Raw genomic sequence first — 26,061 nt, 5'->3', positions numbered from 1 at the left:
ACCCCCACAGATCCTGCGCGACAAGGTCGCCCGCGGCGAACTCGGCCGCAAGAGCGGCAAGGGCTTCTACGACTGGACCTGAGGCCACCCCACAAGAAGAGTGGGGGAAAATGATTCTGTGAGCACCCCACGCGATGCTGCTGCCTCCGTACGGACTGACCGATTCTTCTCGTACTGGCTCGGCTGGGTGTCCCTCGGCGAGTTCGCCGGCTTCCTCGTGCCGATGGCCGCCGAGTCGCTGATCATCACTGCAGGGCTGGACGACCTTCCGGGCGCCGGGCTGCTTGTTGTCTCAGGCCTTGGCGAGGGCGCCGTCCTCGGCGCCGCCATGTCCTGGCGCTTCTCCCGCCGCCTCCCGGCTCTGAACCGCCGCAGGTTCGCCCTGCTCTCGGCTCTGGGTGGTGCGATGGCGTGGGCCCTCGGCATGATGCCGGTTGTCACGGTGGAGGCCTGGGCCGGGTGGCCTGTCCCGCTCGTGGTGATCGCCGGCATCGTCCTCGGCATCGCGCTGCTGGCAAGCATCGGCGTCCTGCAATGGATCGAGCTGCGCCGCCACCTCGTGGCGGCGTGGGCGTGGGTCCTCGCCACCGCCGCGGCCTGGTGCGCGGGCCTCGGCGCGTTCTTCGCCATCGCGCCGCCGCTGTGGAACGAGGGCCAGACCCTCCCGCTTGTGCTCGCGATCGGTGCGCTCGGCGCCGCAGCGATGGCGATCACGATGGCTGCGATCACCGGCTGGGCCGCTGTGGCACTCCTCCGCCGCACCCGTGCGAATACCGTCAGCGGTGCGTGGTGAGCGGCATCGGGTGGGAGGGCGCCGTCAACGCTCACCACGTGCTGGGCGACGTGTACCGCATGGGTCGCCGCGAATGGCTCACCGAGCGTGGGTGGCGCCAGATGCACGACGACGGCGTGCGCACCGTCATCGACCTGCGGAACCCCGGCGAGCAGAAGCGGCGTCCCACCGATCCCGAGGTGAGCGAGGAGGCGATGGCGGGAATCGCCGTCGTGAGCGCCCCGACCGAGGACCCAGACCACCCAGAGCACGCCGAGACGTATTCGGGCCAGATCCCGCCCTACCTCAGCCACCCGAACGGCTACACCGGGATCGTGCGGCTGTTCCCCGAGAGGATCGTCGCGGTGTTCCACGCGATCGCAGAGGCCCCGGCCGGCGTCGTGCTCCACTGCTCCGCGGGGCGTGACCGCACGGGCCTAATTGTCACGATGCTCCTGGCCCTCGCGGACCCCGCCTCGGCCCGTCGCACAGCGGCCGAACAGTACGAGGCGAGCGTGCGCGGCATCAATGAGTGGCACCGCGTCAGCCCGGTCAGGCACCCTTACGAGCGCTGGCATGAGGACGCCGAGCTCGCCCCCATCCTTGCCGAGCGTCAGGCCGCGCTCGCGGAGTTCACGGAGGGGTTCGATGCCGCGCGCTTCCTCCTCGAGCACGGCCTCCATCCCGCGGAACTCGCCGCGGTGCGGGCCAAGCTAGGAGCTCAGGTCACCTGAGCCGGACCTGCACCGCAATCACTCAAGGGCGCACGAGCTGAGCTGGCTTGATCTGGCTCACCATGGCCGGGTAGTACCCGTTCGCGTAGCCGGTGGCCGTCGGGTGAAGGTTGAACGGTGCCAAAGGGCTCGTTGGTGGCACCATGTTGATCCATGGGTCCGAGGACCCAATCTCGTGTCCGTCGAATTTCGCGGTGACGTCGACGAACGTGGCCCCGGCGGCCCTCGCCTTGTCGGCCAGAATGGCGTTGAACTGGTCAGTCGCCGCAGCGGCCACCGTGGCCGCAGCGGGCGAGAGCACACCGCCGCCAGCCACCACGGTGGTGGGCTCACCAGCCTGGGCGAAGAGGTGCGGGTAGCCGAGCCAGACGATCTGAGCGTTGGCCGCCGCCCCACGGATCGTGCCGATGGTGCCAGCGAGGTTGAGCGACTCGGCCACGAGCAGGCCCTGAGCGGCGAGCGCCTGGCAGTACACCGCGCTCGGGGTCCTGTCCGCCGCGCAGCCTCGGACGAAGTCGGCGAATCCTACGTCGTTGCCGCCGGCCGTCAGCGTGACGAGGCCTGTGGACGGGTTCAGCTTGCCGTCCGAGGCGGCCAGCATGGCCTGCTGGGCGATGGTCGGGGTCCCGGGAATCGAGGGCTCTGCGCTCACGGTGGCCCCTGCGCATGCGTAGTCACCGGACAGGGTAACGGACTTGAGGTGCGCGAGCATCGTTACCTGGTCGGGGCGCCCCCCGATCGGGCACGGCGCGGCTGTGATGTTGGGATTCTGCCCCGCCGTGGGCGGGTAGGCGCCCCATCCGGCCGAATACGAGTCGCCGAAGTTGACGTAGTTCAGGGGCGACGGCGGTGCTGCCGCCGCGGGGACTGTGGAACCCGCGGCGACGAGCGCGGCGAACGCCAGAACGGACGCGGCCGTCCGGCGAAGGAGAGATGGCATAGGGGCCTCCGGGAGTCATGGCTCCAGCGGTCCCCTCACCGGCGCCGAGTAGATACGAACAGGGCAGATCCTAACCCGGGTGTGACGCAGACAACATGCCCCGCCGATGAGTCTCCCGATATCCTCGCCGCGGCAACGGATGCTCTTTGATCGGAGCTGGCCGAGGCCACTGGCCCCGTGGTCTCCGCGATTGGGCTCCAGCGCTCTTCCTTCTGGTGGCTTCGGGTCCATGGTGGCGGCGTGCGGCTGAATACGAACTTGTGCGTACCTGCGCGCAGTCCTACTCTTGTGCCGCAGGTTTCCAGGCCAGGGGTGAGGGCGATGGACCCAGCAGCAGACCTCGCAGCGCAACTGAACAGCTTGACGGGGCGAGAGGCGTACCTCGGCGCCGGGGCGGAGATGCTCGCGAAGCTGTTCCCGTCTAACGTCGTCTCACTTATCTCCTTTGACAAGGGAGCGCGGACCTCCGAGATCCGCTCCCAGCCTCAGGACCACCCGTTCGGGCGCCAGGCGGAGAGACTGATCGACGTATACGCGGACCATCCCCTCAGAGTGAACCTCCTCGACGAGTCCCTGCCGGGTGCATGGGTACCCCGGCGGCTGAGCGATGTGGCCACGGACCTGCAGCTGTACAGGACCCGGGCGTTTCAGGACGGCCTCCGCCCCCGGGAGTCGAACCGCGAGCTGTCGCTGCTGTGCAGGTGGGCCCGGCACCGGGGCTACGCAGGCTGGGGCATCAACCGGTGGAATGTTGACTTCTCGGACCGTGAGGTGGAGTTGGCCGCGCACGTCCAGCCGATGCTGCGCCTGCTCGATATGGCCTACGGGGATTCGGGGTCGCCGCTGGACCTCGTGGCCGGGGGCGAGCAGCATCCGCTGACCCAACGGGAGAGCGAAATCCTGCAGCTGCTCTCGAAGGGGCTCACGGGCGCGGCAGTGGGCCATCTCCTCGGAATCAGCGCCCGGACGGTGGCGAAGCACCTGGAGCACGCGTACGCGAAGCTGGGGTGCACGAACCGCATCGACGCCCTCAGGATCCTCCGCGGGGGATAGGCGCCCGTCGCCGCCGGTCCCGGCAAAGCGCCGAGTCGCGCTCGAGCAGAGTCAAGTGATCGACCGGTTCAGCTGCTACTCCCCGGCCCTAGCTGCAATCCGCTGGGCCTGCTCGTGCAGGAAGTCGCTGGCACTCCTCGGGACGATCCCGCGTTGGCGGAGCGGCTGGTCGTCCCAGCTCACGTCTCCGGTGTCCTGCAGCAGTCCGTTCCCGAAGACGGCGGCCATCGCGTCATTGGGGCGGGCGAGCAGGCGAATGGCGAGTCTGGCCAGTGGCCGCGGCACTCGCTGGACCTTCATCCGATGGCCCAGCAGCTCTCCGGCGATCTCCACCGCTTCGTTCTTGGAGAGGGCCTCGGGTCCACCGAACTCGATCACCGACGGCGGCTCTGGCTCCAGTACGACCGAGGAGATGAGAGCTGCAACGTCGTCCGTCGCGACAAACCGAATTCTGTTGTCGCCCTTCCCGATGACCACGGCCTTTCCGCTGGTCATGTCGAAGCGGCCGACGGGCCCCAGGTGGATCTCTTGGAAGGAATCGGGGCGAATGACCACTCGTTGAATCGGCGTTTCGGCGAGGAGACTTTCCGTTGCCTGTTTGGCGTGCTCCAACGCGGTTCCGATTCCAGAGCCCACGCCCGCGTAGGACACGTAGACGAATCTCTGCACTCGGGCAGTCTCGGCCGCCTTGACCAGCGAGGCCATCCCCTCCTCATCGACCTGCCGGATGGTCGCGGTGCTCGTGCCTTCGAGCCGCCTGACGATTGCGGTGGCGGTCGCCACAACCGATGCTGCTCCCCGGCATGCGTCGTTCAAGCTCGGCGGGTCTGTCAGGTCGCCGCGCACTATCTCTGCGCCGGTCTCCCGCAGCCTGCTGTCGTCGGTCTGCCACCGGAGAAGACACCGCACGTCGTGTCCCTTTGCCCGCAGCAGGCGAACTACTCGGCCCCCGAGTTCTCCGGTTCCCCCGACAACCAAGATCATCGTGACCACGGCCCTTCATCGCGTTCGGAGTTGTTCCGCCAATGCCAGTGTCATCCGGTGCAGGGGCCCGCGCCATACGCACAAGCGCGTATCCGGCACTCTGGTCATCCCACAGGGAAATGCACGGGTGACGGGCCAATACTGGTCCGTCTCGCGGGCACAGCGAAAACGCACGACGACGACGGTCGCGAATCGTCGTCGTCGTGCGTTTGGTGGTGCTACTCGAGGCGGTTAGCCCACGAGAGCGGGGACCGGGAGGCCGAGGGCGGCCCCGACGAGAGGCTTGTAGCCATAGAGGTAGCCGGCGGCGTTGGGATGGAAGGCCGCAGCACCCGCCCCGGGGCCGTTGATCCAAGGCGTGAGGCTTCCAATCTCATGCCCAGTAAAGATGCCGGACACAGGCACATAGTGGGCGCCGGCGCCGGTCGCGGCAGCCCAGATCGTGGCGTTCAGCGCGTCAATGCCCGCGTTCACTTGGTCCGTCAGGGGGCTGAGCCCGGCGAGGAAGAGGTGCGGGTAGCCAGTGAAGACGATCTGCGCGTTCGGGGACTTGGCCCTAATCGCCGCGATGATCGCCGGGATGTTCGCCGCAACGGTCCCGAGCTGCCCCTGTGCAGCGGCGAGCTGGCCAAGGCATGTACTCCATGTGAGGGGGTTGTTCGGGTCAGCGGCGAGGCAGGCGGCTGTGATCTTGTCCAGGCCGAGATCGTTTGCCCCCACCGTGACCGTCACGTACCCGGTGTTGGTCGGGATGGTCCTGGCCTGCTGGATCACGTCCGCGGTCGTGGCACCGGCGCAGCCGATGTTCTTCTTCGCGCCGAGATCGGCCGGGTACGACCCGTAGGTCCGGCCGCACAACGTCCCATCGGGGATCAGGGCCCCGCCGCCCACACCTGCTGCGTATGAGTCGCCGAGTGCGTAGTACCAGCCGGACTGCGGCGCAGCAGGTGCGGCGAGGGCGGGAGCCGCAGCACCTCCGGCGGCGATGAGAGTGATCGCCGCGGCGACTGCTGCGCCCAAGCGGCGGATTCTGGTGAGGTTCACTTCAGACTCCTAGAGTGATGTGGCGCAGCCGCTTGCGCGGCGCCCCCAGGTGGCGGACGGCCGGTCGAGCCGGGCTGTCAAAGGCCATCCTTCCCGGGCGGCCGTGCAGTCCCTAGGGCCTTTCGGCTCCCCTGTGACTGGCAGCCCCCAGGGGTCGGTGCTCAGAGTACGAACGGGCGCACGGCTGGAACGTAGCCGAGGGTGTATCCCGCGTCATTCGGATGTAGCGCGCCCGGATCGGTCGTGGACGGAGCGTTGATCCACGGCTGCAGAGAGCCGTAGCCGTGGCCGAGGAACCGCCACGTCACGTCGGTGTATAGCGCACCGCTGCGGAGAGCCGAGCCAGCGATCGTCGCGTTCAGAGCGGCAGTGGCGAGGTTGATCTGAGTTGCGACCGGCTGCAGAGCGGCTGGCAGGCCAGACACCGTGAAGAGGAGCGGATAGCCGGTGAGCGTGATGCGGGCGTTCGGAGCCTGTCCTCGCACATCTGAGATCGCTTTGGCGATTTTGAGCGGGAGTTGCGGGAGCAGCACCGTGGTCGAGTATGCGATTTCGTTCTGGCAGGCGGTCTGGTTGATTGGCTGGTCGGGTTGGACTGGCACGCAGGCTGCGGCGACGCCGCCCACGTTGACATCATTCGCGCCGACCGTGATGGTCACGCGTTTCGTCGCCGGGTTGAGTCCGGCAGCAGTGGCTTGACCGCCTATCTGGTCGGTCGTGGCGCCGTAGCAGGCAGCGTTCACGCCGCCGAGCTGGGTTGTGTAGGCCGTGGCCGTGCGCAGGCATTGGGCATCGACGTAGATGGAGCCGCCCGTCCCGGCGGCAACTGAATCGCCGAGCCCCAAGTACGCGGGCCCCGAGTCTGCCGAGGCGGGCAGTGCCGTGATGCCCGCGACGAGCCCGAAGGCCGTCAGCAGGGCCAGAATGGCCCGCGCGAGGGGGGACGGCCTGTGGTCGGGCAAGTGGTTGGTGTGCGTTTTCATTGGTGGGCTCCTCCATCGAGGTGCCCCGCAACGTCGTCCGTCCCCCAGCGGGCGGGCTGGCGCCATTGGGGCGGTCAGTCCTGACGACCGCAATAATAAGCAGGGGAGTCGGGACGCGGAAGAGGTCGTGGGCTCTGGATTCGGCTCCCCTCGTGCGGCCCGGGCCTTCCATGTATTCTTGACCTATTACCGAACGGCCGGTCAGTAATCCCTGACAAGGGACGCAGAACCTGCCATGGAGGCCCCCGACCGGAAGGATCCGTCGACGATGACCACTGCCCCGGAGACCGCAGCCCCAGAGTCCACCCGCGTTGCGATCGTGCCCAGCTACGTCCGCGACACCTGGTGGACACCCGCCGAGGGCACGGCCCGTGCCGCGAGCGGCGCCGAGGTCCGCGATGCCAGCACGGGCGAGGTGCTCGCCGTCGTGAACGCGGACGGGATCGACCTCACCGCGATGGTCGAGCACGGACGCACGGTGGGACAGGCCGAACTCGGCAAGCTCACCATCCACGAACGCGCCCTCAAGCTCAAGGAACTCGCCCAGTTCCTCAACGGCCACCGCCAGGAGCTCTACGAGCTCTCCTTCAAGACCGGCGCGACGAAGATCGACAACATGGTGGACATCGATGGCGGCATTGGCGTGCTATTCACCTTCGGTTCGAAGGGCCGCCGCGAGCTGCCCAACTCAAACGTGATCGTGGAGGGGCCGATGGAGGTCCTGTCCAAGGACGGCTCCTTCGCGGGCGAGCACATCTACACCCGTATCCCGGGCGTCGCCGTGCAGATCAACGCGTTCAACTTCCCCGTGTGGGGCATGCTCGAGAAGTTCGCCCCGGCGTTCGTCGCGGGCGTCCCCACCATCGTCAAGCCCGCCACCCCGACCGGCTACGTGGCCGAGGCCATGGTCCGTCTCATGGTCGATTCCGGCATCCTCCCCGCCGGCTCCATCCAGCTCATCTCCGGCTCCGCGCGAATGCTCCTCGACGAGCTGGACTACCGGGACATGGTCTCCTTCACCGGCTCCGCGGGCACGGCAAACCTGCTCAAGTCACACCCGAACGTGGTCCACGGCGGCGTCCGCTTCACTTCCGAGACCGATTCGCTCAACGCCGCGATCCTCGGCCCCGACGCGGTCAAGGGCACCCCGGAGTTCGATGCGTTCGTCAAGTCTGTGGTCACCGAGATGACGGTGAAGGCTGGCCAGAAGTGCACGGCCGTGCGCCGCAGCATCGTCCCGGCCGAGCTGGTGGACGACGTTGTTGCCGCCATCGGCGCGCGGGTCACTGAGCGCGTCGTGGTCGGCGATCCCCGGGCCGAAGGCGTGACGATGGGCGCGCTCGCCTCGCTCGAGCAGCTCGCTGACGTCCGCGGCGCCGTCGAGTCCCTCGTGGCGGCTGGCGGCCGCATCGCGTTCGGCTCGCTGGACGCCCCCGAAGTGGTCACGGCGAGCGGTGAGAAGGCCGTCGTGGAAGACGGCGCCTTCATGTCCCCTGTGGTCCTGACCTGGGCTGACGTCACGGCCCCCGCGCTCCACGGCACCGAGGCGTTCGGGCCGGTCTCGTCGGTAGTCGGGTACTCGACCCTCGACGAGGCGATCAAGCTCGCCGCGATGGGCGCCGGCTCGCTCGTCGCGTCCGTGGCCACTAACGATCCCGAGGTCGCCCAGACCCTCGTGACAGGCATCGCCGCGCACCACGGCCGCGTACTCGTGCTCAACCGCGAGGACGCCAAGACCTCCACCGGCCACGGCTCACCGGTCCCGCACCTGGTCCACGGCGGCCCGGGCCGTGCGGGAGGCGGCGAGGAGCTCGGCGGCATCCGCTCCGTCAAGCATCACATGCAGCGCACGGCGATCCAGGGCTCGCCGAACATGCTCACCGCCGTGACCGGCGTGTGGCACACGGGAGCGGACCGGCGCCTCGCGGATCCGGCCGATCCGTCGACGCACCCGTTCCGCAAGTCCGTCGCCGAGCTGCGGGTGGGCGATGCGATGCGCTCAGAGCTGCGGCAGATCACCCGCGAGGACATCGCCAAGTTCGCTGCGGAGACCGGCGACACGTTCTACGCCCACATGGACGACGAGGCTGCCCGCGCCGCCGGTGTGTTCCCAGGCATCGTGGCGCACGGTTACCTGCTCGTCAGCTGGGCAGCCGGCCTGTTCGTCTCGCCCGAGCCGGGCCCCGTGCTGCTGAACTACGGCCTCGACAACCTGCGCTTCCTCCAGCCCGTCCCGGCCGGCGACTCGATCCGGGTGACCCTCACGGCCAAGCAGATCACCCCGCGCGTCACCGACGAGTACGGCGAGGTCCGCTGGGACGCCGTCCTCACCAACCAGGATGACGAGCTCATTGCCAACTACGACGTCCTGACACTCGTGGAGAAGGAGTGGCCCAAGAAGGGCTGACGCCGTCGGCAATTCGACCTACCTCCGAGGTCTAAACCCACCTCACGGGCTTAAACTGGGCGGGTCAGTTCCCCTCGTGGAGGTGTGCCATGACTCTGGCAACAAGACCGGCAACTACCATCCTGACCGTGGCCGACGAGGCGCGCGCGAAGGACTTCTACGAGGGAGCGCTGGGGCTCCCTGTCCGCGGCAAGGACCCGACCGGGATGACGATCCTCGGTCTGGCCGGATCCGCATCACTGGGCCTGATGGTGGACGCGAACGCCGTCCACTCGGGCCACACCGCCCTGACGTTCGAGGTCGACGACCTCGAATCGGCCATGGCGGATCTCGAAGGACACGGCGTGCACTTCGAGGACTACGACCTGCCCGATCTCAAGACGGACGAGCACCACATCTACTCCGTGCCCGGCGAGCGCTCCTCCTGGTTCGCGGATCCTGATGGGAACATCCTCTGCCTGCATGAGGGCGGCGTCACGGAATACACCATGTAGTAGCTGGATTTTCCAGCGCACGACGGCGGTGGGCCGGGTCCCGTACCCGGCCCGCTGTTGCGTGAGGGTCCGGTCCTCGACAGGCTGGGTGCATGGACGCGGACCTTCGTGGCACTCAGTCTGGTCTCCTCGACCTGAGGCGGCATCTCGCGCCGGTCCTCGAGCGTGTCCCGGAGCCGGAGGACTGGTGGTCCGGCCCGCGTACTTGGTGGGCGGGGGCGCTCGACGTCGAGGGACTGGCCCTCGGCTCGATCGGCGCCCTGATCTCGGCCCTCGCTGCCCTGGACGACGCGCGAGGCGGGGCCACCAGCGTCAGAGGCGTCTCGACGTCGTCAGCGCTCGCCGCAGCCTCCTTCGACTCGATCCGGCAGCTGCGGGTGAACGGCGCCCCGCCGGACATTTGGGCCCCGATGTCCGGATTCCACCGGACCAGCGACGGCTGGGTGCGGGTGCACGCGAACTACCCGCACCATGCGCAGGCGCTCATGGTCGCCCTCGGCATCACGGATCCGGGACAGCTCGACGCAGCCCTCCGCGAGCGGACGGCCCTCGAGGTCGAGGATGCTGTCCGTGCCGCCGGTGGAGTGGCCGCCGCCGCGAGGACGCGCGAGGAGTGGGTCGCGACGCCGATGGGCCAAGCAGGAGCAGGGCAGCGGTGGATCCGCTGGTCGCTCGAGGAAGTCCCCTCCCGCCCGGTCCCGCTGTTCGCCGGCGGGCTTCCGCTCGCCGGCGTCCGGGTCCTCGACCTCACACGCGTCATCGCCGGGCCGAGCGCCACACGCCTGCTCGGCGCGCTCGGGGCGGATGTCCTGCGGATCGACCCGCCCCACCACCCCGAGCTGCTCGATGCGCACCTCGACACGGGCTTCGCCAAGCGGAGCGCCGTCGCGGATCTTCGCGATCTGGATCAGCTCGCCCAGGTCCGCGAGCTTGCCGCCCGGGCCGACGGGGTGCTCCTCGGCTACCGGCAGGCCGCGCTCGCCCGGTTCGGGATGGACGCCGACTCGCTCCGGGATTCGTTCCCGCACCTTGCCGTCGTGACGCTCAACGCGTGGGGCTGGGACGGTCCGTGGGCGGACGGGCGCGGCTTTGACAGCATCGTGCAGGCGGCGTGCGGGATCGGGCACCTGTACGGGTCGGGTGGCGAGCACGACGGCGCGCGGCGGCTGGGTGCCCTGCCGGTCCAGGCGCTGGACCACGCCACGGGGATGGGCATGGCCGCGGCGGCGGTGGCGCTGCTCGCCGCGCGCGGGCGCGGGTTGGCGGGCAGCGCGCGCCTGAGCCTCATCGCGACCGCTGAGGAGCTGATGCGCGCGGCCCGCCCGGACCCCTCCGCAACGGCAACCGAGCTGCCCGTTGAGACGCGCAGGGCCGCATCCCCCTACGGTGAGCTCGAGTACGTAGGGCCGCCACTCGCCGTCGGCGGCCGCCCGCTCGAGTACCCCAACACGCCGGTGCGCTACGGGGCCTCGCCACTCGAATAGTTTCCCGCCGTCGCCACGGGGGGAACTGAGAGGGCATGAGCGCCCTCTTCCTCGTCACGTTCGCGCCCGGTCCCGGATGGGAGCCGGGCCGCCCCCGACGGGCCCAGGACAGGTGGGACGAGCACGCAGCATTCATGGACGACCTGTTGGACGCCGGAATCGTTCTGATCGGCGGCCCGGCCGGGGAGAGCATCGACGAGGGGCCAACCGTGGTCCTCGTCGCAGCACCGGACGCCGCGGCAGCAGCTTCCGTGTTCGACGACGACCCCTGGCTCGATGGCATGGTGGTCATCGAGCAGGTTCAACGGTGGACGCTCTGGCTCGGAACCCCTCCCTGAGGCGTGGGACCCTGCTCAGCCCACCATTTCCGGGGTCCTGGAGCGCCGCAGCCACCCGTCGATCCACCACGCGAGCTCGACCAGCACGATTCCGATCCCCGCAATGACGAGTGCCGTCCACGTGTGCGCCCAGTTGCCGGGATCCAGCTGGAACACGTCGCGCGTGAGCGGCAGGGCGAACATCGCGAACGAGGCCGCCATCATCACTGCGACCAGCAGGACCTTCCACCATGCGTAGGGGCGGGCCACGATCGCGAGGACCCACAGTGCGATCGCGATGAGCGTGATGAGGGCCGAGGTGCTCGCCTGAACCTCGGTGCTGGCCCCAACGGCGACGGAGGGCCGCACGAGCAGGTAGCACGTGAAGCACGCCACCGCGATGACGATCCCCGCCGGGATGGCCATGCGCATGACGCGCCCCACGAATCCCGGGCGGGCGCGGTCGTGGTTCGGGGCGAGGGAGAGGATGAACGCCGGCAGGCCGATCGTGAACCAGCCGGTGATCGTCACGTGCCGCGGGAGGAACGGGTACGGGATCGCGTCGAGGCCGATGAGCCCCGGCACGCCCACCATGAGCGCGAGCAGCACCGAGTACACGGTCTTGGTCAGGAAGAGGTTCGCCACCCGCTCGATGTTCCCGATCACGCGCCGTCCCTCGCCGACCACGTACGGCAGTGTGGCGAACTTGTTGTCGAGCAGCACGATCTGTGCGACCGCCCGCGCCGCGGGACTCCCGGCGCCCATCGCCACACCGATGTCCGCATCCTTGAGCGCGAGGACGTCGTTCACCCCGTCGCCCGTCATCGCCACGGTGTGCCCCTGCGACTGCAGCGCCCGCACCATGCCGCGCTTCTGCGCGGGACTCACGCGGCCGAACACCGTGCGGTCCTCAAGCGCCTCCGCGAGCGCCTCGCCGTCCTCGGGCAGCGTTCGCGCGTCCACGGGATCGCCGGCGCCCGGGATCGCGAGCGCACCGGCCACCGCTCCCACCGACGCCGCGTTGTCGCCCGAGATGACCTTGACGGTGACCTTCTGCGCCGCGAAGTAATCGAGGGTGGGGCGCACATCATCGCGCACCTTCTGCTCGAGCATCACCAGTGCCGCGGGCCGGAGGTGGGGCACCTGAGGCACGACGCCGCCGGGCCGGCCCGGGCTGTCAGAGCCGGCTTGGGTGCCAGGAGCCGCCAGCGGGAGTGACTCCGCGCTCGCGAGCAGGAGCACACGGAGCCCGTGCGCACCGCTCTGCTCGGCCTCGGCTCGGGCGGGAGACCCCTCCGGCAGCAGTACGTCTGGGGCCCCGAGCAGCCACACGCCATGGCTCTCGAACGCGACCCCGCCGTACTTGCGTGCCGAGGAGAACGGCAGGTTCTCCGCGACGGACCACCCGGGGGAGTCGGGGAACACGTCGAGGATGGCCTGCATGCTCGCGTTGGGCCGTTTGTCCGCTGCGGCCAGTGCCGCCAGTGCCTGCGCCGCCGGGGCTCGTCCCGCGGAAGCCGCGCCGCGCCGCTTGAGGCCGGGATCGCCGTCGTGCGTCAGCTCGCGCACCTCGGCGAGCTCCATCGCGTTCTCGGTGAGCGTGCCGGTCTTGTCCGCGCACACGACGTCGACGCGGGCCAGGCCTTCGATGGCTGGGAGCTCGTTGACCAGGCAGTGGCGCCGGCCCAGCCGCACCACACCCACCGCAAACGCGATTGTGGTCATGAGGATCAGGCCCTCGGGGACCATCGGCACGAGGGCAGCGACCATGCCGCGCAGCGCGTCGGGGAGTGCCTGGCTGCCGCTGAGCTGGTTGTAGACGGAGAGGATGCCTGCTGGGACGAGCAGCCACGTGATGACCTTCAGGATGATGTTGATGCCGTTGCGCAGCTCCGAGTTCACGAGCGTGAACTTGCTGGCCTCGGCCTCGAGCTGCGCGGCGTAGGCCTCGCGTCCCACCTTGGTGGCCCGGTACAGGCCCGTGCCGGAGGAGACGTAGGAGCCGGAGAGGACGGGGCTGCCGGGAGTCTTCGGAATGGGGTCGGCCTCGCCCGTGAGCAGGGACTCATCGAGCTCCAGGCCGTCACCGGAGAGGACCTCGCCGTCGACGACCGCCTGGTCGCCGGGGCCGAGCTCGATCACGTCGTCGAGCACAATCTCATCCGGCGCGATGCTGGCGGCGCGCCCGTCCCGGAGCACCTGCGGGCGGGCCTGGCCGACAATGGCCAGCTTGTCCAGCGTCCGCTTCGCACGGATCTCCTGGACGATGCCGACGATCGAGTTGGCCACGATCAGGCCCGCGAACAGGCCATCGAGGAAATGGCCCGTGGAGAAGATGATCACCGCGAGGACGGCGAAGATCGCGTTGATGCGGGTGAAGACGTTCGAGCGGACGATCTCCCACGTGCTGCGGCTCGCCCGCGGTGGGATGTCGTTGGTGCGGCCGTCGGCGACGCGTTCGGCGACCTCGGCGGCGGTCAGGCCGCGCTCGGCGTCGGATGTCTCGACGGCGGTCCCCACATCACCCATGCTTCAACAGTACTGGGCCGGGTGGGCGGTCAGGCTGGCGAAGGCCTCCAGCACTCGATCCAGAGGGGATCTGCGGCGGTCGCGGCCCGGCTCACGGGATCGAGTTCGCCGTCGGGACCGATGGCGTAGACCGTGACATGGTTGGAGCGCTCGCCCGCCGCGAGCAGCCAGCGGCCGGAGGGGTCCACGGCGATGATGCGCGGCTGGGCCTCAGTCTCGGAGCGGCGGAGGTATGTGAGGCGGCCGTCGGGCGCGAGGGCGAACGCGGCAATGGTGCTCGTGGAGCGTTCTGTGACATACAGGAACTTCTCATCGGGAGTGAGCCGGATGTCCGCGCACCAGATGACCCCCGGCCCCGGGTCGGGGGTGCTTGGCGAGCGGACGGGGCCGGGAACGAGGCCCAGGCCCTCGACCGAGGAGATCCGCTGCAGCAGCGTGAGGCCACCTGTCTCCGCGTCACGGGTGTACACGTCCACATTTCCTGTGCGCTCGTGGCTCACGTACACGCGTCGGCCGTCCGCCGTGTGGCGCAGGAAGCGCGGGCCCGAGCCGGGGGCCGCCTCCACGTGGCCGGCGGGATGCACGACGGCGCCGTTCCCGGCGTGGTCTTCATGGATGGGGAACCACGAGATGCGGTCCGCGCCGAGAGAGGCGGTGTACACGAAGCGGCCGTCGGGGCTCGGCACCGCGGAGTGGGTGTTGGGACCGGAGCGGTACTCCGTCACCGGGCCTCCCTCTGCTTCCGCGCGGCCTTCTCCCGGGACCTGGTATCCCACCATGAGCCCCTCGTGATAGGAGGCGCTGTAGAGCGCCCGGCGGTCGGGACCGAGGGAGAGGAAGCAGGTCCTCGCGGGGACGTCCCGTGCCGGACCGGGGGTGGCCCGGCCGGTGGCGCTGTCCAGGGCGAGCGGCACGGTGCGGCGCGGGTCCCCGTTGACCCCCGCATAGAGGGTGCCGGCGGGATCGAGGGTGAGGGCGGTGACCCTCGGCAGGCCCTCCACCCGGGAGAGGGGCGTGATGTGGCCCGTCGAGGGATCGAGGCCCAGGGTGTCCACGGTCCCGCCACCGGCACATGCGATGAAGACGAACGTCTGGGCCATGGTCACTCCTCGGTCTCGCTCCGCTGCCCGCGGCTGGGCTTGCTCCCGGGCCGTGCGCCGGCACTCGGAGAACGATGGGCCTACGCTAGCAGTGCCTCCCCGCCTGCGCGTGGCGCGGGTCACTTTCCAGTCTTGTATAGCGTTGCTATATCCGTTACGCTAGCGGCCATGCGCGACAAGGCGGCAGGCCTCGCAGGTGAGGCCGAGGGGATAGGAGCGACCGCTTCATCTCCGAAGGAACGTCTCCTCCAAGCGGCCATCGACCTCGTGGCGGCTTCCGGCGGCGCGCCCGTGTCAACACGCCAGGTCACCGAGCGCGCGGGCGTCACGGCGCCCACCCTCTACCACCACTTCGGCGATAAGGACGGGCTCATGGAGGCCGTTGTAGCGCGCGGCTTCGAGGAGTTCATCAGGAGCGAGGGCAGCATGGAGCGCTCTGAGGTCCCGATCGAGGACGTCAAGCGGCTCTGGGACATCCACGTCCACTTCGGCGTGGCCAACGCCCAGCTGTACATGCTCATGTTCGGCAACGCAGCACCCAGCCGGCGGCCCGCCGTCGTGGTCGAGGCCGAGCGGCTCCTCGAGGATGAGCTCAGCCGCCTGGCCGCAGCCGGCCAGCTTGCGGTGCCGCCCGTGGCGGCGGCCAGGGCGGTCCTCGCCTCCAACATCGGCGTGACGCTCATGCTCATCGCGGACGCCACAGAAGGTGCGGCCTCGGAGCCAGACACTGCCGAATCGCTCGTGGCGTCCGCCCTCTCCGTCCAGACCAGGGATGCGGTGCTGCGTTCCGTGCTCACCGACCCAACCCTTGTTGATTCGCCCCGCGCCGGAGCGCCGGCCGGAGGGGACGGGCAGCCCAGTTATGTGGCTGCCGCCATCGCCCTCAACGCCACGCTCCAGTCCTCGCACCCGGACCAGCTGTCCGGCACCGAGATGAAGCTCTTCCTGGAATGGCTCCACCGCCTCTCGACGGCGCCCGCAGCACCCGCGGGCCGCCCTCGCGAGGTAGACCAGACGGGCTGACCCCGATCCCAGCAGCCGCGTGCTGCCTCCTGAAATGAAAGCAGGATCCACCATGTCGACCACAGCAGCGCCGTCGCGACTGCACACGGCCCGGGCCGGGGTGCAGAAGTTCGGCACGTTCCTCTCGGGCATGATCATGCCCAACATCGGCGCCTTCATCGCCTGGGGCCTCATCACCGCGCTCTTCATCGAGAAGGGCTTCATTCCGGTCCCCGAACTCGGCGGCTTCGGCACCGGGCCCGACGGCAAGCCGTACGTGGGCCTCGTCGGCCCGATGATCACCTACCTCCTGCCGCTGCTCATCGCCTACACCGGCGGCAGGATGGTCTACGACGTCCGCGGCGGCGTGGTCGGCGCCATCGGCACCATGGGCGTCATACTCGGTGCCGGCATCCCGATGTTCATCGGCGCCATGATCATGGGACCGCTCGGCGGCTGGACCATGAAGAAGATCGACGCGATCTGGGACGGGAAGATCAAGCCCGGCTTCGAGATGCTCGTCAACAACTTCTCGGCCGGCATCTGGGGCGCTCTCCTGGCCCTCGTCGGGTTCTATGGCATCGCGCCCGTGGTCGCGGCCGGCAGCGAACGAGCCGGTAAGGCTGTGGAGTTCCTCGTCGACAACGGCCTCCTCCCGCTGACGTCGCTGCTCATCGAGCCGGCGAAGGTCCTCTTCCTCAACAACGCCATCAACCACGGCGTTCTCACCCCGCTCGGCACGCAGCAGTCCCTCGAGCAGGGAAAGTCGATCCTGTTCCTCCTCGAGGCCAACCCGGGTCCTGGCCTCGGCGTGCTCCTCGCCTACATGTTCTTCGGCCGCGGAGCCGCCAAGGCCTCGGCGCCCGGCGCTGCCCTCATCCACTTCATCGGCGGCATCCACGAGATCTACTTCCCGTACGTGCTCATGAAGCCGATCCTCATCCTCGCCACGATCGGCGGGGGCATGACCGGCATTGCGACCCTTGCGCTCACGCACTCGGGCCTCGTGGCCCCGTCGGCCCCTGGCTCCATCATTGCCGTGCTGGCCCAGACGTCGCGTGACAGCTACATCGGCGTGATCTTGGCCGTGATCCTTGCCTGTGCCGTCTCGTTCGTCATCGCCTCGGTCATCCTGCGCTCGTCGAAGGACAAGGGGGAGGGCGATCTCACGGCCGCCACGGCGCAGATGGAGGGCATGAAGGGCAGGAAGTCCATGGCCTCGAGCGTCCTGGGCGCAGGAGGCGCCGGTGGTGGCGTCGCATTGGCCACCGACATCAAGAACATCGTCTTTGCCTGCGACGCCGGCATGGGCTCCTCTGCGATGGGCGCCTCCGTGCTGCGCAACAAGATCAAGGCCGCGGGGCACGGCGACGTCAAGGTCACCAATGCCTCCATCGCGAACCTCACGGACACGTACGACATGGTGGTGGTCCACCAGGACCTCGCCCTGCGCGCGGAGCAGAAGACCCCGAGCGCGCAGATCGTCACGGTGGACAACTTCATGGGCAGCCCGAAGTACGACGAGATCGTCGCCCTCCTCGACGAGCAGGAGGCGTCCGAGGGCTCCGAGTCGGAGGCCGCGGTCTCCCGCGCGCCGGTGCCGCAGCCCCACGAGGAGACGCCGGACGTGCTGCGGCGCGAATCGGTGCTCCTGACCGGCGGCGCGTCGGACATGGGCAGCGCCATCGACGAGGCGGGCCGGCTCCTGAGAGCGGCTGGCGCGGTCGACGGCGAGTATGTCGCCTCGATGCACGAGCGCGAGAAGTCCGTCTCCACGTACATGGGCAACTTCCTCGCGATCCCGCACGGGACGAACGACGCCAAGGATCACATCGCTGCCTCCGCTGTGACGTTCGCCCGCTATCACGAGCCGATCGACTGGAACGGCAAGCCCGTCAAGTTCGTCGTCGGGATCGCGGGTAAGGGCAAGGAGCATCTCGGCATCCTGGCCAAGATCGCCAAGGTCTTCGGCGACAAGGAGCAGGTGTCCCGCCTCGAGTCGGCGGCAAGCGTTGACGAGGTCCTGGACATCCTCGGAAAGGTCAACGCGTGAGTACCGCGCCCGCCGCCCCGTCCAAGAGCGCGGTCCACTTCGGGGCCGGCAACATCGGCCGGGGGTTCGTGGGCCTGCTCCTGCATAGCGCCGGGTACCGGCTCGTGTTCGCCGACGTCGCCGCACCGCTCATCGACGCGATCAACGCGACGCCGTCCTACACCGTGCACGAGGTGGGCCGAGGCGGGGTTGACCATACCGTGGACGGCTACGCCGGGGTCAACTCCGCGACGAACGAGGCCGAACTCGTCGACCGGATCGCCGAGGCGGACATCGTGACCACGGCCGTCGGGCCGACCATCCTCAAGTTCGTGGCCCCGGCTATTGCCCGCGGCATCACCGCGCGCCCGGCTGGCGCGGCGCCGCTCGCCGTCATGGCCTGCGAGAACGCGATCAACGCCACGGACATCCTCGAGGCCGAGGTGCGCGCCGCGGCCAGGGGGGAGGGGCTGGACGACGGCGGCGTGGACGCTCGCGCTGTCTTCGCCAACACGGCGGTGGACCGGATCGTGCCGGCGCAGGATCCGGGTGCGGGACTCGATGTGAGGGTCGAACCGTACTTCGAGTGGGCCATCGAGCAGGAGCCGTTCGGCGACGACGTCCCGGAGATCCCGGGGGTCACCTGGGTGGACTCGCTCGGGCCGTACATCGAGCGCAAGCTCTTCACGGTCAACACGGGCCATGCCTCCGCCGCGTACTTCGGGCACAGGGCAGGGGCGGAGAAGATCTCCGACGCGCTCGCGATGCCCGAGGTCCGCGCGAAGGTCGAGGCGGTCCTCGCAGAGACCAAGGCGCTTCTCGTCGCCAAGTACGGGTTCGCGCCCGAGCAGCAGCAGGCGTATGTCGAGAAGATCCTCGGCCGCTTCGCCAATCCCGAGCTGCCGGACACGGTGGTCCGCGTGGGCCGCGCCCCCCTGCGCAAGCTGTCGCGTCACGAACGGTTTGTGGGCCCCGCCGCCGAGCTCGCGGAGCGCGGCATGCCCGCCAGCGCACTGCTGAACGCGATGGGCGCGGCCCTCGCCTTCGACGCAGCCGAGGACGAGGAAGCAGCCCGCCTCCAGGCGATGCTGGGCGGCGACTCGACGGACGAGGCCCTGGCTGAGGAGCTCACGGGCCTTCCCCCGGAGCACCCCCTGCACGATGCGGTGGTTGCCCTGGTGAAGGATGCGCGGGCGGCCCAGCCGGACTGACTTGCCGTCGTTGAGGGGTCACTTCCCGGCGTTGAGGAGTCACATCCGAACGCTTGAGGAGGCATTGTCCTGACAATGACCATTGGGAAGTGACCCCTCAACGGGGCGCCGTGTCAGATCGCGACGGCGAGGATGCGCGAGTTCGCGCCCTCGTTCGTCGCGATCCACAGCTCGCGCTTCCCGGGCACCCGGACTACGTCGCGGAGCCGCCCATACTGGCTGCGGAAGAACTCCCCCGCCCCTGGCAGCGTCCCGCCTGCCGGCACGGGTGCGCCGGGCGCGGGCAACGGAACCCGCCAGAGGCGCTCACCGCGCAGGCAGGCGACGTACGCGACGTCGTCTGCGATCGCGAGGGCGCTCGGTGACGCGTCCGCCGTCGAGGGCCACACATGAACCGCGGGGACGCTTCCGTTGGCGCTCCGAGTCCCGGTCACATCCGGCCAGCCGTACTGCGATCCTGCCGTGAGGAGGTTCAGCTCGTCGTCCCGGTCGGGCCCAAGCTCGCTCGCCCACAGCCGGCCCCCGGAGTCCCACGCGAGCCCCTGCACGTTGCGGTGCCCCAAGGTGTAGACACGCGTGCCGAACGGATTCCCGGGGGCGGCCGCGCCGTCGGGCGCCACGCGGAGTACCTTGCCGTTCAGGCTCCCGCGATCCTGAGCGGAGGACTGGCGGGTGGCGTCCCCCGTGCCGATGTACAGCAGGCCGTCCGGCCCGACCTTGATCCGGCCGCCGTTGTGGATCGCGGCGGCGGCGATCCCGTCGACGAGCACGCGCTCGCCGCCGAGATTCCGCCCGTCCCACCGCAGTGAGACGACCCGGTTCCCACCGGAGGCGGTGTAGTAGGCGAAGACCGTCGAGTCTTCCGCGAACCGTGGGGAAAGCTCGAGGCCCAGGAGCCCGCCCTCGCTCGTGTTGGTGCGGACGCTGACCCGGCCCGCCTCGCGCGGCGCACCGCCGCCCGCCGCCACCTCGACAATCCGCCCGGTACCCCGTTCGGACACGAGCGCGGAGCCGCCCGGCAGTAACGCGATCGACCATGGTGTGTCGAGTTCCTCGGCCACCGTTGCCACTACTCGCGGTCCCGAGCCGGGGCCGCCGGAGGCACCGCTCACCGAGGATGGCGCAGTCGCGTCGGGGGGAGCGGACGACGCCGTACAGCCGGCCAGGGCGGCCGCCGCACCCGCCGTCGTGCCCGCCATCGCCAAGGCGAGGAAGGAGCGCCGGGGGAGGAGCGGGGGCATGCTCTTACATGCCTGACTGGAGACAGGCAGAGAAAAACCTGCATCGCGCCATTGAGATGCAGGTCACGTCTTCGACTATAGGCCGGACGCGCGAGCACGCCAAGATGATGACAACTCGTTGCCGCAGCAGGCCTTCCGCCCCACAGCAGAATCCTCAGGCCCATGCGGTGCGCGGCCGCGGAACGGCCGCACCGTCGGCCTCGACGTCCACGCGCTCATCGAAGAAGGCGATCCGCCCGTGGATCTGCGCCATCTCCGGGACGCTCTCCTCAGCGGCGTAGCTCCAGGCGACCGGTCGCCCGTCGCCGAGCCCCGGCGCGGTCCAGTACGAGGCAATGCCCTTGTAGGGGCAGATGGTCTGCAGAGGATCCGGGGCCAGCCGCTCGAACTTCACGTCCTCGCGGCGGAAGTACGCGCGCGGCGGGAGGCGCCCTTCGAACAGCCGCACGGCCTCGGTGGAGTCGGCGAGCACCACGCCGTCCAGTGTGACGCGGATGTGCTCGCCAGTCGCCCGGATGTCGATCCGGCTGTACGGATCCCGGGGATGTCCGATCACGGGCTCGTCCTCCTCGGTCCATTCGAACGCGTCCGTGTCGAACGCCACGTAGCCGGCCAGATCTGAATCCGCCAGCCTGAAGGCGGCATTCGGCACCTCGGTGCCCTCCACGACGATGGTGAGCGGCTCGCCGTCGGCCGTATGCGGGGAGAAGGGGTACGGCGAGCTGGGAGGGCCAGGGTGGTGCGGGGTCGGGCCTGGTTCAGCACCGGCGGGCTCGAGGCGCACCACCACGTCATCCTCTGGCACCGCGTGCACGGGGAGGAACCGCTCGGGCTCCCAGAGCACGACGGCGCGGCGCGAGTCGAGCACGAGGACGTCGCCGAGGCGCGCGCGCAGCCGCTTGGGGGTGGGCTCGTAGCGCAGCTGGGGGAGGAGCCGTTTGAGCTCGTGGGAGATCCTGATGGCCACGGGAACAGACTGCCCCGTGGCCATCGCCTCCGCAACTATCGGGCCGGCCTAGGACTGCCGAGCTTGTCCGGCAGGATCAGCCCTCCTGACCCTCGCCATCCTGGCCCTCGTCGCCCTGAGCATCGCCAACGACTTGGCCCGTGCCCGGATCGAGGATGAGCCGGCGCTCGTTGCCCTCGTCGTCGCTGTTGAAGTTGAACATGTTCCCTAGGGACCCGGCGATCGAATCGAACGAGCCGTCGCCGAGGCGGCCCAGGCTCCAGTTGTCCTCGATGAACTTCAGGATTGAGGACTGCTGGGTGACCGTGTGGTCCACGAAGTTGCTCTTTGCGAACGGGGAGATCACGAGCAGCGGCTGGCGCGGCCCCGGGCCGCAACGGTCGGCATAGCCGCCGAGGATGGGGGTGCCGGCCTTGGCGGCGTCCATGCACCAGGAGGCGTCGTTGTCCTTGTCGTTGGAGGCGTTGAGGACCTTCGTCGCGACGTGGTCGTACCAGCCGTCTGAATCGTCGTACGCGAGGACGATCGCGGTCGACTCCCAGTTCTTGGACTTCTGGATCGCGTTGATCTGCTCGACCACGAACTTCTGCTCGTCGATCGGATCGGAGTAGGACGCGTGGCCGTCCTGGTAGTTCGGGGCCTTGAGGAAGGAGACGGCCGGCATGTTGTCCGAGTCCACGACCTTGTCGAAGGACGTCAAATCGTACTGGTGGTTCGCCTTGCCGTTGTGACCGATCTCGGCGTCGGAGGCCGGCGCGAGGTGGTGCGGGTTCGACGTCGAGGCGTAGTACTGGAACGGCTCGTGGTGCGGGTTGTAGTCGATCCGGGACCCGCCGACGATGTTCGCGTGTGCCGTGGTGCACTGCGCGTACTCGGTGCCGCCGATGTTCTTCATGCCGTTCGGCGTGAAGCCGCCCTGGAACCAGCCCCACGAGACGTTCTTCTCGTTGAGGAGGTCGCCGACGTTCTTGCCCTGCATTGCGGCGAGGGCCTTGGGCTTGCCGTTGCGGCTGTTGTCAGAGCAGTCGTCGTAGGCCGGGTCCGGGTCTTCCGTGACGGTGCCGACGCCGGCAGCGTTCGGGGATTCGACGACGCCGGGGTCCGGAGTTGCCGTCGGCTTGCCAGTGAGGGCATCGATGCTCGTGACGCCGTGTGTCTGGCCCGACACGAGGTTTAGGGCGCCCGGAGTGGACGGGCCGAACGTGTCGCTGAAGCTGTTGTCGCTCATCGCGAAGTGCTGGGCGTAGTTCCAGATCCCGGTGACGGTGTTGCCGTCGTAGTAGTCCATGGTCAGGCCCTTGGCCTGGTAGCGGGGGTCGCCCGGCTTGCCGCACGAGTCGACGCTCGTGTACTCGACGAACTTGTCCATGCGGCCGCCGTTGTAGGCGAGCTGCTCGGGCTGGTAGTCGTGGTCCATGTCGCACGTGACGGCCTGGCCGGGCGTGAGCCGGGTCGGCTGGACCGAATTCGGGTTGTTCGGCGCGAGCAGGTTGGCGTTCTGCAGCGTGTTGATCTTCTTGGGCGTGTCGGGCGCGGCAGTGAAGGGTGACGCCGGACCGCCGTTTGGTCCTTGGACCTTCTCGCCAGGGATGTTGGCGGCGTTCGGGTAGGTCGCGAAGTAGTGGTCGAACGAGACGTTCTCGCCGAAGATGACGACGACATGCTTGATGGGTGTGGCAGTGGACGACGCGGCCTGCGCGGGCAGGGCTGCGACGACACCTCCAGCCGTCGCTGCCGCGAGCCCGAGGGCACTCGTGGCCGCGGCGGCGCGGATGCTGAACTTCGACATTGGCTGTTGTGCTTTCTCGAGGTTGATGGTGACCCCGAGGATGCGAGTGTTTCCCCGCACCGACCCTAGACCCCGGAATCGGCCTGTTCTGCCCGAAGTTCACGAGTTGTCGATCAGTTCAGCAAGTATTCATCTGAGAGCGCGCTCCGGCGCTGGCGGAAGCAGCTAGCTTCGCGTGTGGAGCCCGTCGAAGAGGACGGCGACCACGTCGTCCGCGAGCTTCTCGGGAGTCAGGGCCCCGCCTGGCCGGTACCACTCGACGATCGAGTTGATCGTGCCGAACAGCAGGCGCGAGACGGTGCGCGGGTCGATGTCGGTGCGGACGGTGCCATCGGCGCGGGCCTCGGCGATGAGCTCGGCGACCTTCCGGTCGAAGCTGCGCCGCCGCTCCAGCGCCGCACGCTCTGTCTCGGTGTTGCCGCGAAGCCGCAGGAGGAGCGTGACGAAGGGGAGCCGGTCGGTCAGGACGCCTACCGTGGAACGGACCACGAACTCGAGCCGGTCTTCCGCTGTGCCGCTCTGGGACTCCGGGGCCTCCCACACGGACTCGAGCCCGCCGAGGGCCTGCTCGAGCGCGAGGGCCAGGAGGTCCTCCTTCGAGGGCACGTGGTGGTAGATCGCCGACTTCGAGATGCCGAGGTTCTCGGCCAGAATGCCCATGCTCGTCGCGTCATAGCCGTGCCGATTGAAGACCTCGACGGCGACGTTGAGCACGGTCTGCTGGTCGTATCCCGGCCGTCCTCGCCTCCCGGGGGCATGGCCGTTGGATGCGCCGGTCTGGGCGGAGGCGGTGGCGGGAGCTGAGGGCATGGGGTCCAGTCTAGGGAGATGGGCGGGTGGGCCGGGCAGGTGTCCCGGAATGGAAGGGCCGCCGGCGAACCGGCGGCCCCGATCCGGATGGTCAGGCGCGGGCCGTCAGTGCTGCTCGCGGAGGTCGAAGATGCGGCGGAGCTTGCCGTTGGAGCGCTCGAGCGAGCCGGGCTCGACGACCTCGATCGCGCAGGAGGACCCGACGTTGACTTTGATCGCGTGCTTGAGGTTCGCCGCGGCGGCCTGGCGCTGCTCCGGCGTCGTGCCGTCGCGCGGCTCGATCTTGACGGTGAGCGAATCCATGCGCTGGCCGGCAGGGCGGGTGAGGACGAGCTGGAAGTGCGGGCTCAGCTCGGGGATGCGCAGCGCGATCTCCTCGATCTGGGACGGGAACATGTTCACCCCGCGCAGAATGATCATGTCATCCGTGCGCCCTGAGATCCGGCCCATGCGGCGGTGGCCGGGGCGGGCGGTGCCCGGGAGCAGGGTGGAGAGGTCCTTGGTGCGGTAGCGGATGATCGGCAGGGCCTGCTTGGTGAGCGAGGTGAAGACGAGCTCGCCGGTCTCGCCGTCGGACTTCGTCTTGGCGAGGTCGAACGGGTCAACGATCTCCGGGCGGAAGTGGTCCTCCCAGATGTGCGAGCCGTCCTGCGTCTCGACGGACTCGCCGGCCACGCCGGGACCCATGACCTCGGAGAGGCCGTAGATGTCCGAGGCCTTGATGTCGAACATCTCCTCGAGCTCGGCCCGCATCTCATTGGTCCACGGCTCAGCGCCGAGGACGGCGTACTTGAGCGAGGTCTTGCGCGGGTCGATGCCCTTGTGGATCATCGCGTCGCCGATCGTGAGCAGGTAGGTCGGCGTGCAGAGGATGGCATCGGGGGCGAAGTCCCCGATGAGCTGGATCTGCTTCTCGGTCTGCCCACCGGACATCGGGATGACGGTGGCACCAAGCTTCTCGATGCCGGAGTGGGCGCCGAGGCCGCCGGTGAACAGGCCGTAGCCGTAGGCGTTGTGCACCTTCATCCCCGGGCGGAGGCCGGAGGCGCGGAGGCAGCGCGCCACGAGGGTCGCCCAGTTGTCGAGGTCCTGCTTCGTGTAGCCCACCACGGTGGGGCGGCCGGTGGTGCCCGAGGACGCGTGGATGCGCGTGACCTGGTTCATCGGGACCGCGAACATGCTGAAGGGGTACTCCTCGCGGAGGTCCTCCTTGGTGGTGTACGGGAACTTGCCGAGGTCGTCGAGCTCCTTGAGGTCCTCGGGGCGCACGCCGGCGTCGTCGAACTTGCGCGTGTAGTGCGGCACGCGCTCGTAGGCGTACTTGACGGTCTCCTGAAGGCGCGTCAGCTGGAGGGCCTCGATCTCGTCGCGGCTCATCGTCTCCTCGGCGTCGAGGACGGCGGGGCCGAACGAGGTTTCTGGGGCGGATGCGGTCTGGGTCACTGCAGTGCTCACTTCGTTGTCAGGGGAGGCGGGGCGGGTGGTGGGGCGGGAGCCGAGGCGGGGTGCGCACGACGGCGAGCGGGCGGCGTCGTGCGCTGTGCCTTGCCTTCGGCGGGACTAGCGCTGGGGGACGGTCCGGGAGCGGCCGCGGAACTCGGCGACGAGGCGGCCAGGCGTCTCGTCACTGTGCGCGCTGCCTGCGGGGGTGGAGAACACCTGGACGTCGTAGATGCCGCTGCGGCCGGCCTGCGCGCGGCGCGCGGCGACGGCCGTGATGACCTCGCCCTCGTGGGCAGGGGCGAGGAAGTTCACGTCCACGCCGGCGGCGACGGTGATGGTGTTGTGGTCCTCAGCCGGGCTGTGCGGATTGCACGCGAGGGCGAAGGCGGAGTCCGCTATGGCGAAGAGCATCCCGCCGTGGGCGATCCCGAAGCCGTTCAGCATCTCGCGGCGCAGGGTCGTGGTGACCGTGGCGGTTCCGTCACCGAGCTCGAGGACCCGCAGGCCCATCCACTCCGTCGCATAGTCGTCCGTGAGGATCGGGTGGGCAAGCGTGTGGGCGGGAGCAACTTCGCTCATAGGGACACCTCTCGCAATTTTTTACCGAATGTTCATTAGGTAATCCCATCGGGTGCCGGTGTGTCAAGGAGCACAGGGCCCAGTGAGGGTGATCGCGGCTCCACGGCGGCGATGTTGGCATCCCGGCCCGCGTCCACCTGACAGAC

22 protein-coding genes are annotated in these 26,061 nt (G+C 69.0%); 10 read left to right on the top strand and 12 right to left on the bottom strand.

Annotated features, from left to right (window positions below):
* Positions 1 to 118: 118 nt before the first annotated feature.
* Entirely contained in the window at positions 119 to 793 is a 675-nt protein-coding gene (locus LF262_RS13945; protein WP_235781001.1) for a hypothetical protein, read from the top strand.
* On the top strand, positions 787 to 1,506 hold the full coding sequence (locus tag LF262_RS13940) for a tyrosine-protein phosphatase (RefSeq protein WP_235781000.1): 720 nt from the start codon (positions 787 to 789) through the stop codon (positions 1,504 to 1,506). The genes LF262_RS13945 and LF262_RS13940 overlap by 7 nt, the downstream gene beginning before the upstream one ends.
* Before the next feature lie 22 nt (positions 1,507 to 1,528).
* Here the strand turns inward: LF262_RS13940 and LF262_RS13935 are convergent, their stop codons facing one another.
* The gene (locus LF262_RS13935) at positions 1,529 to 2,446 is read right to left on the bottom strand and encodes an SGNH/GDSL hydrolase family protein (RefSeq protein ID WP_235780999.1); all 918 of its coding nucleotides are present in this window, start codon (positions 2,444 to 2,446) and stop codon (positions 1,529 to 1,531) included.
* Positions 2,447 to 2,767: 321 nt separating this feature from the next.
* Between LF262_RS13935 and LF262_RS13930 the strand changes: the two genes are divergently transcribed.
* Positions 2,768 to 3,499: a response regulator transcription factor gene (locus tag LF262_RS13930; RefSeq protein ID WP_235780998.1), complete on the top strand. Its 732-nt coding sequence runs from the start codon at positions 2,768 to 2,770 to the stop codon at positions 3,497 to 3,499.
* A 75-nt stretch (positions 3,500 to 3,574) separates the two neighbouring features.
* Here the strand turns inward: LF262_RS13930 and LF262_RS13925 are convergent, their stop codons facing one another.
* The 3 genes from LF262_RS13925 to LF262_RS13915 form a co-directional block, all read right to left on the bottom strand.
* Positions 3,575 to 4,483, bottom strand: coding sequence for an SDR family oxidoreductase (locus LF262_RS13925; RefSeq protein ID WP_235781010.1), 909 nt, complete (start codon positions 4,481 to 4,483; stop codon positions 3,575 to 3,577).
* A gap of 231 nt (positions 4,484 to 4,714) precedes the next feature.
* Positions 4,715 to 5,527 carry a GDSL-type esterase/lipase family protein gene (locus LF262_RS13920; RefSeq protein WP_235780997.1) on the bottom strand — a complete coding sequence of 271 codons (813 nt, stop codon included), beginning with the start codon at positions 5,525 to 5,527 and terminating at the stop codon, positions 4,715 to 4,717.
* Between the two features lie 161 nt (positions 5,528 to 5,688).
* On the bottom strand, positions 5,689 to 6,510 hold the full coding sequence (locus LF262_RS13915) for a GDSL-type esterase/lipase family protein (RefSeq protein ID WP_235780996.1): 822 nt from the start codon (positions 6,508 to 6,510) through the stop codon (positions 5,689 to 5,691).
* A gap of 268 nt (positions 6,511 to 6,778) precedes the next feature.
* Here LF262_RS13915 and paaZ point away from each other — a divergent pair, with 268 nt between their 5' ends.
* The 4 genes from paaZ to LF262_RS13895 all read left to right on the top strand — a co-directional run bounded on the left by paaZ (position 6,779) and on the right by LF262_RS13895 (position 11,233).
* Positions 6,779 to 8,917: a phenylacetic acid degradation bifunctional protein PaaZ gene (gene paaZ, locus LF262_RS13910; protein WP_235780995.1), complete on the top strand. Its 2,139-nt coding sequence runs from the start codon at positions 6,779 to 6,781 to the stop codon at positions 8,915 to 8,917.
* Positions 8,918 to 9,006: 89 nt separating this feature from the next.
* Positions 9,007 to 9,411, top strand: coding sequence for a VOC family protein (locus tag LF262_RS13905; protein ID WP_235780994.1), 405 nt, complete (start codon positions 9,007 to 9,009; stop codon positions 9,409 to 9,411).
* Positions 9,412 to 9,503: 92 nt separating this feature from the next.
* A complete protein-coding gene (locus tag LF262_RS13900) occupies positions 9,504 to 10,895 on the top strand; it encodes a CoA transferase (protein ID WP_235780993.1) in 1,392 nt (463 codons plus the stop codon).
* 35 nt (positions 10,896 to 10,930) lie between these two features.
* Positions 10,931 to 11,233, top strand: a complete 303-nt coding sequence (locus tag LF262_RS13895) for a hypothetical protein (protein ID WP_235780992.1) — start codon at positions 10,931 to 10,933, stop codon at positions 11,231 to 11,233.
* Between the two features lie 15 nt (positions 11,234 to 11,248).
* On the opposite strand, the gene LF262_RS13890 is transcribed toward LF262_RS13895, so the two are convergent.
* Both LF262_RS13890 and LF262_RS13885 read right to left on the bottom strand, forming a co-directional pair.
* Positions 11,249 to 13,741: an HAD-IC family P-type ATPase gene (locus LF262_RS13890; protein WP_235780991.1), complete on the bottom strand. Its 2,493-nt coding sequence runs from the start codon at positions 13,739 to 13,741 to the stop codon at positions 11,249 to 11,251.
* Between the two features lie 29 nt (positions 13,742 to 13,770).
* Positions 13,771 to 14,841 carry a lactonase family protein gene (locus LF262_RS13885; RefSeq protein WP_235780990.1) on the bottom strand — a complete coding sequence of 357 codons (1,071 nt, stop codon included), beginning with the start codon at positions 14,839 to 14,841 and terminating at the stop codon, positions 13,771 to 13,773.
* Positions 14,842 to 15,009: 168 nt separating this feature from the next.
* Here LF262_RS13885 and LF262_RS13880 point away from each other — a divergent pair, with 168 nt between their 5' ends.
* From LF262_RS13880 to LF262_RS13870, 3 genes are read left to right on the top strand one after another with little or no spacing between them, the layout of a single operon-like run.
* Positions 15,010 to 15,864 carry a TetR/AcrR family transcriptional regulator gene (locus LF262_RS13880; protein ID WP_235780989.1) on the top strand — a complete coding sequence of 285 codons (855 nt, stop codon included), beginning with the start codon at positions 15,010 to 15,012 and terminating at the stop codon, positions 15,862 to 15,864.
* Between the two features lie 52 nt (positions 15,865 to 15,916).
* Positions 15,917 to 17,896: a PTS mannitol transporter subunit IICBA gene (locus LF262_RS13875; RefSeq protein ID WP_235780988.1), complete on the top strand. Its 1,980-nt coding sequence runs from the start codon at positions 15,917 to 15,919 to the stop codon at positions 17,894 to 17,896.
* Positions 17,893 to 19,086, top strand: coding sequence for a mannitol-1-phosphate 5-dehydrogenase (locus LF262_RS13870; protein WP_235780987.1), 1,194 nt, complete (start codon positions 17,893 to 17,895; stop codon positions 19,084 to 19,086). Before LF262_RS13875 ends, LF262_RS13870 begins: the two co-directional genes overlap by 4 nt.
* Positions 19,087 to 19,199: 113 nt before the next feature.
* On the opposite strand, the gene LF262_RS13865 is transcribed toward LF262_RS13870, so the two are convergent.
* The 6 genes from LF262_RS13865 to LF262_RS13840 form a co-directional block, all read right to left on the bottom strand.
* Positions 19,200 to 20,327, bottom strand: coding sequence for a PQQ-dependent sugar dehydrogenase (locus LF262_RS13865; RefSeq protein WP_235780986.1), 1,128 nt, complete (start codon positions 20,325 to 20,327; stop codon positions 19,200 to 19,202).
* 154 nt (positions 20,328 to 20,481) lie between these two features.
* Entirely contained in the window at positions 20,482 to 21,294 is an 813-nt protein-coding gene (locus tag LF262_RS13860; protein ID WP_235780985.1) for a DUF427 domain-containing protein, read from the bottom strand.
* Between the two features lie 76 nt (positions 21,295 to 21,370).
* Positions 21,371 to 23,143, bottom strand: coding sequence for a phospholipase C (locus LF262_RS13855; RefSeq protein ID WP_235780984.1), 1,773 nt, complete (start codon positions 23,141 to 23,143; stop codon positions 21,371 to 21,373).
* A gap of 105 nt (positions 23,144 to 23,248) precedes the next feature.
* Complete coding sequence (locus LF262_RS13850; protein ID WP_235780983.1) at positions 23,249 to 23,893, bottom strand: TetR/AcrR family transcriptional regulator; 645 nt, start codon at positions 23,891 to 23,893, stop codon at positions 23,249 to 23,251.
* Positions 23,894 to 23,998: 105 nt separating this feature from the next.
* Positions 23,999 to 25,270, bottom strand: coding sequence for a phenylacetate--CoA ligase PaaK (paaK, locus tag LF262_RS13845; protein ID WP_235781009.1), 1,272 nt, complete (start codon positions 25,268 to 25,270; stop codon positions 23,999 to 24,001).
* Between the two features lie 183 nt (positions 25,271 to 25,453).
* Complete coding sequence (locus LF262_RS13840; RefSeq protein ID WP_235780982.1) at positions 25,454 to 25,915, bottom strand: hotdog fold thioesterase; 462 nt, start codon at positions 25,913 to 25,915, stop codon at positions 25,454 to 25,456.
* Positions 25,916 to 26,061 lie beyond the last annotated feature (146 nt).

It is taken from the genome of Sinomonas notoginsengisoli (genome assembly GCF_021554725.1).
Taxonomy (GTDB): Bacteria; Actinomycetota; Actinomycetes; order Actinomycetales; family Micrococcaceae; genus Sinomonas; species Sinomonas notoginsengisoli.
Note: the sequence above shows the minus strand (reverse complement) of the source record. Positions and strands in the feature narration are given on the sequence as shown.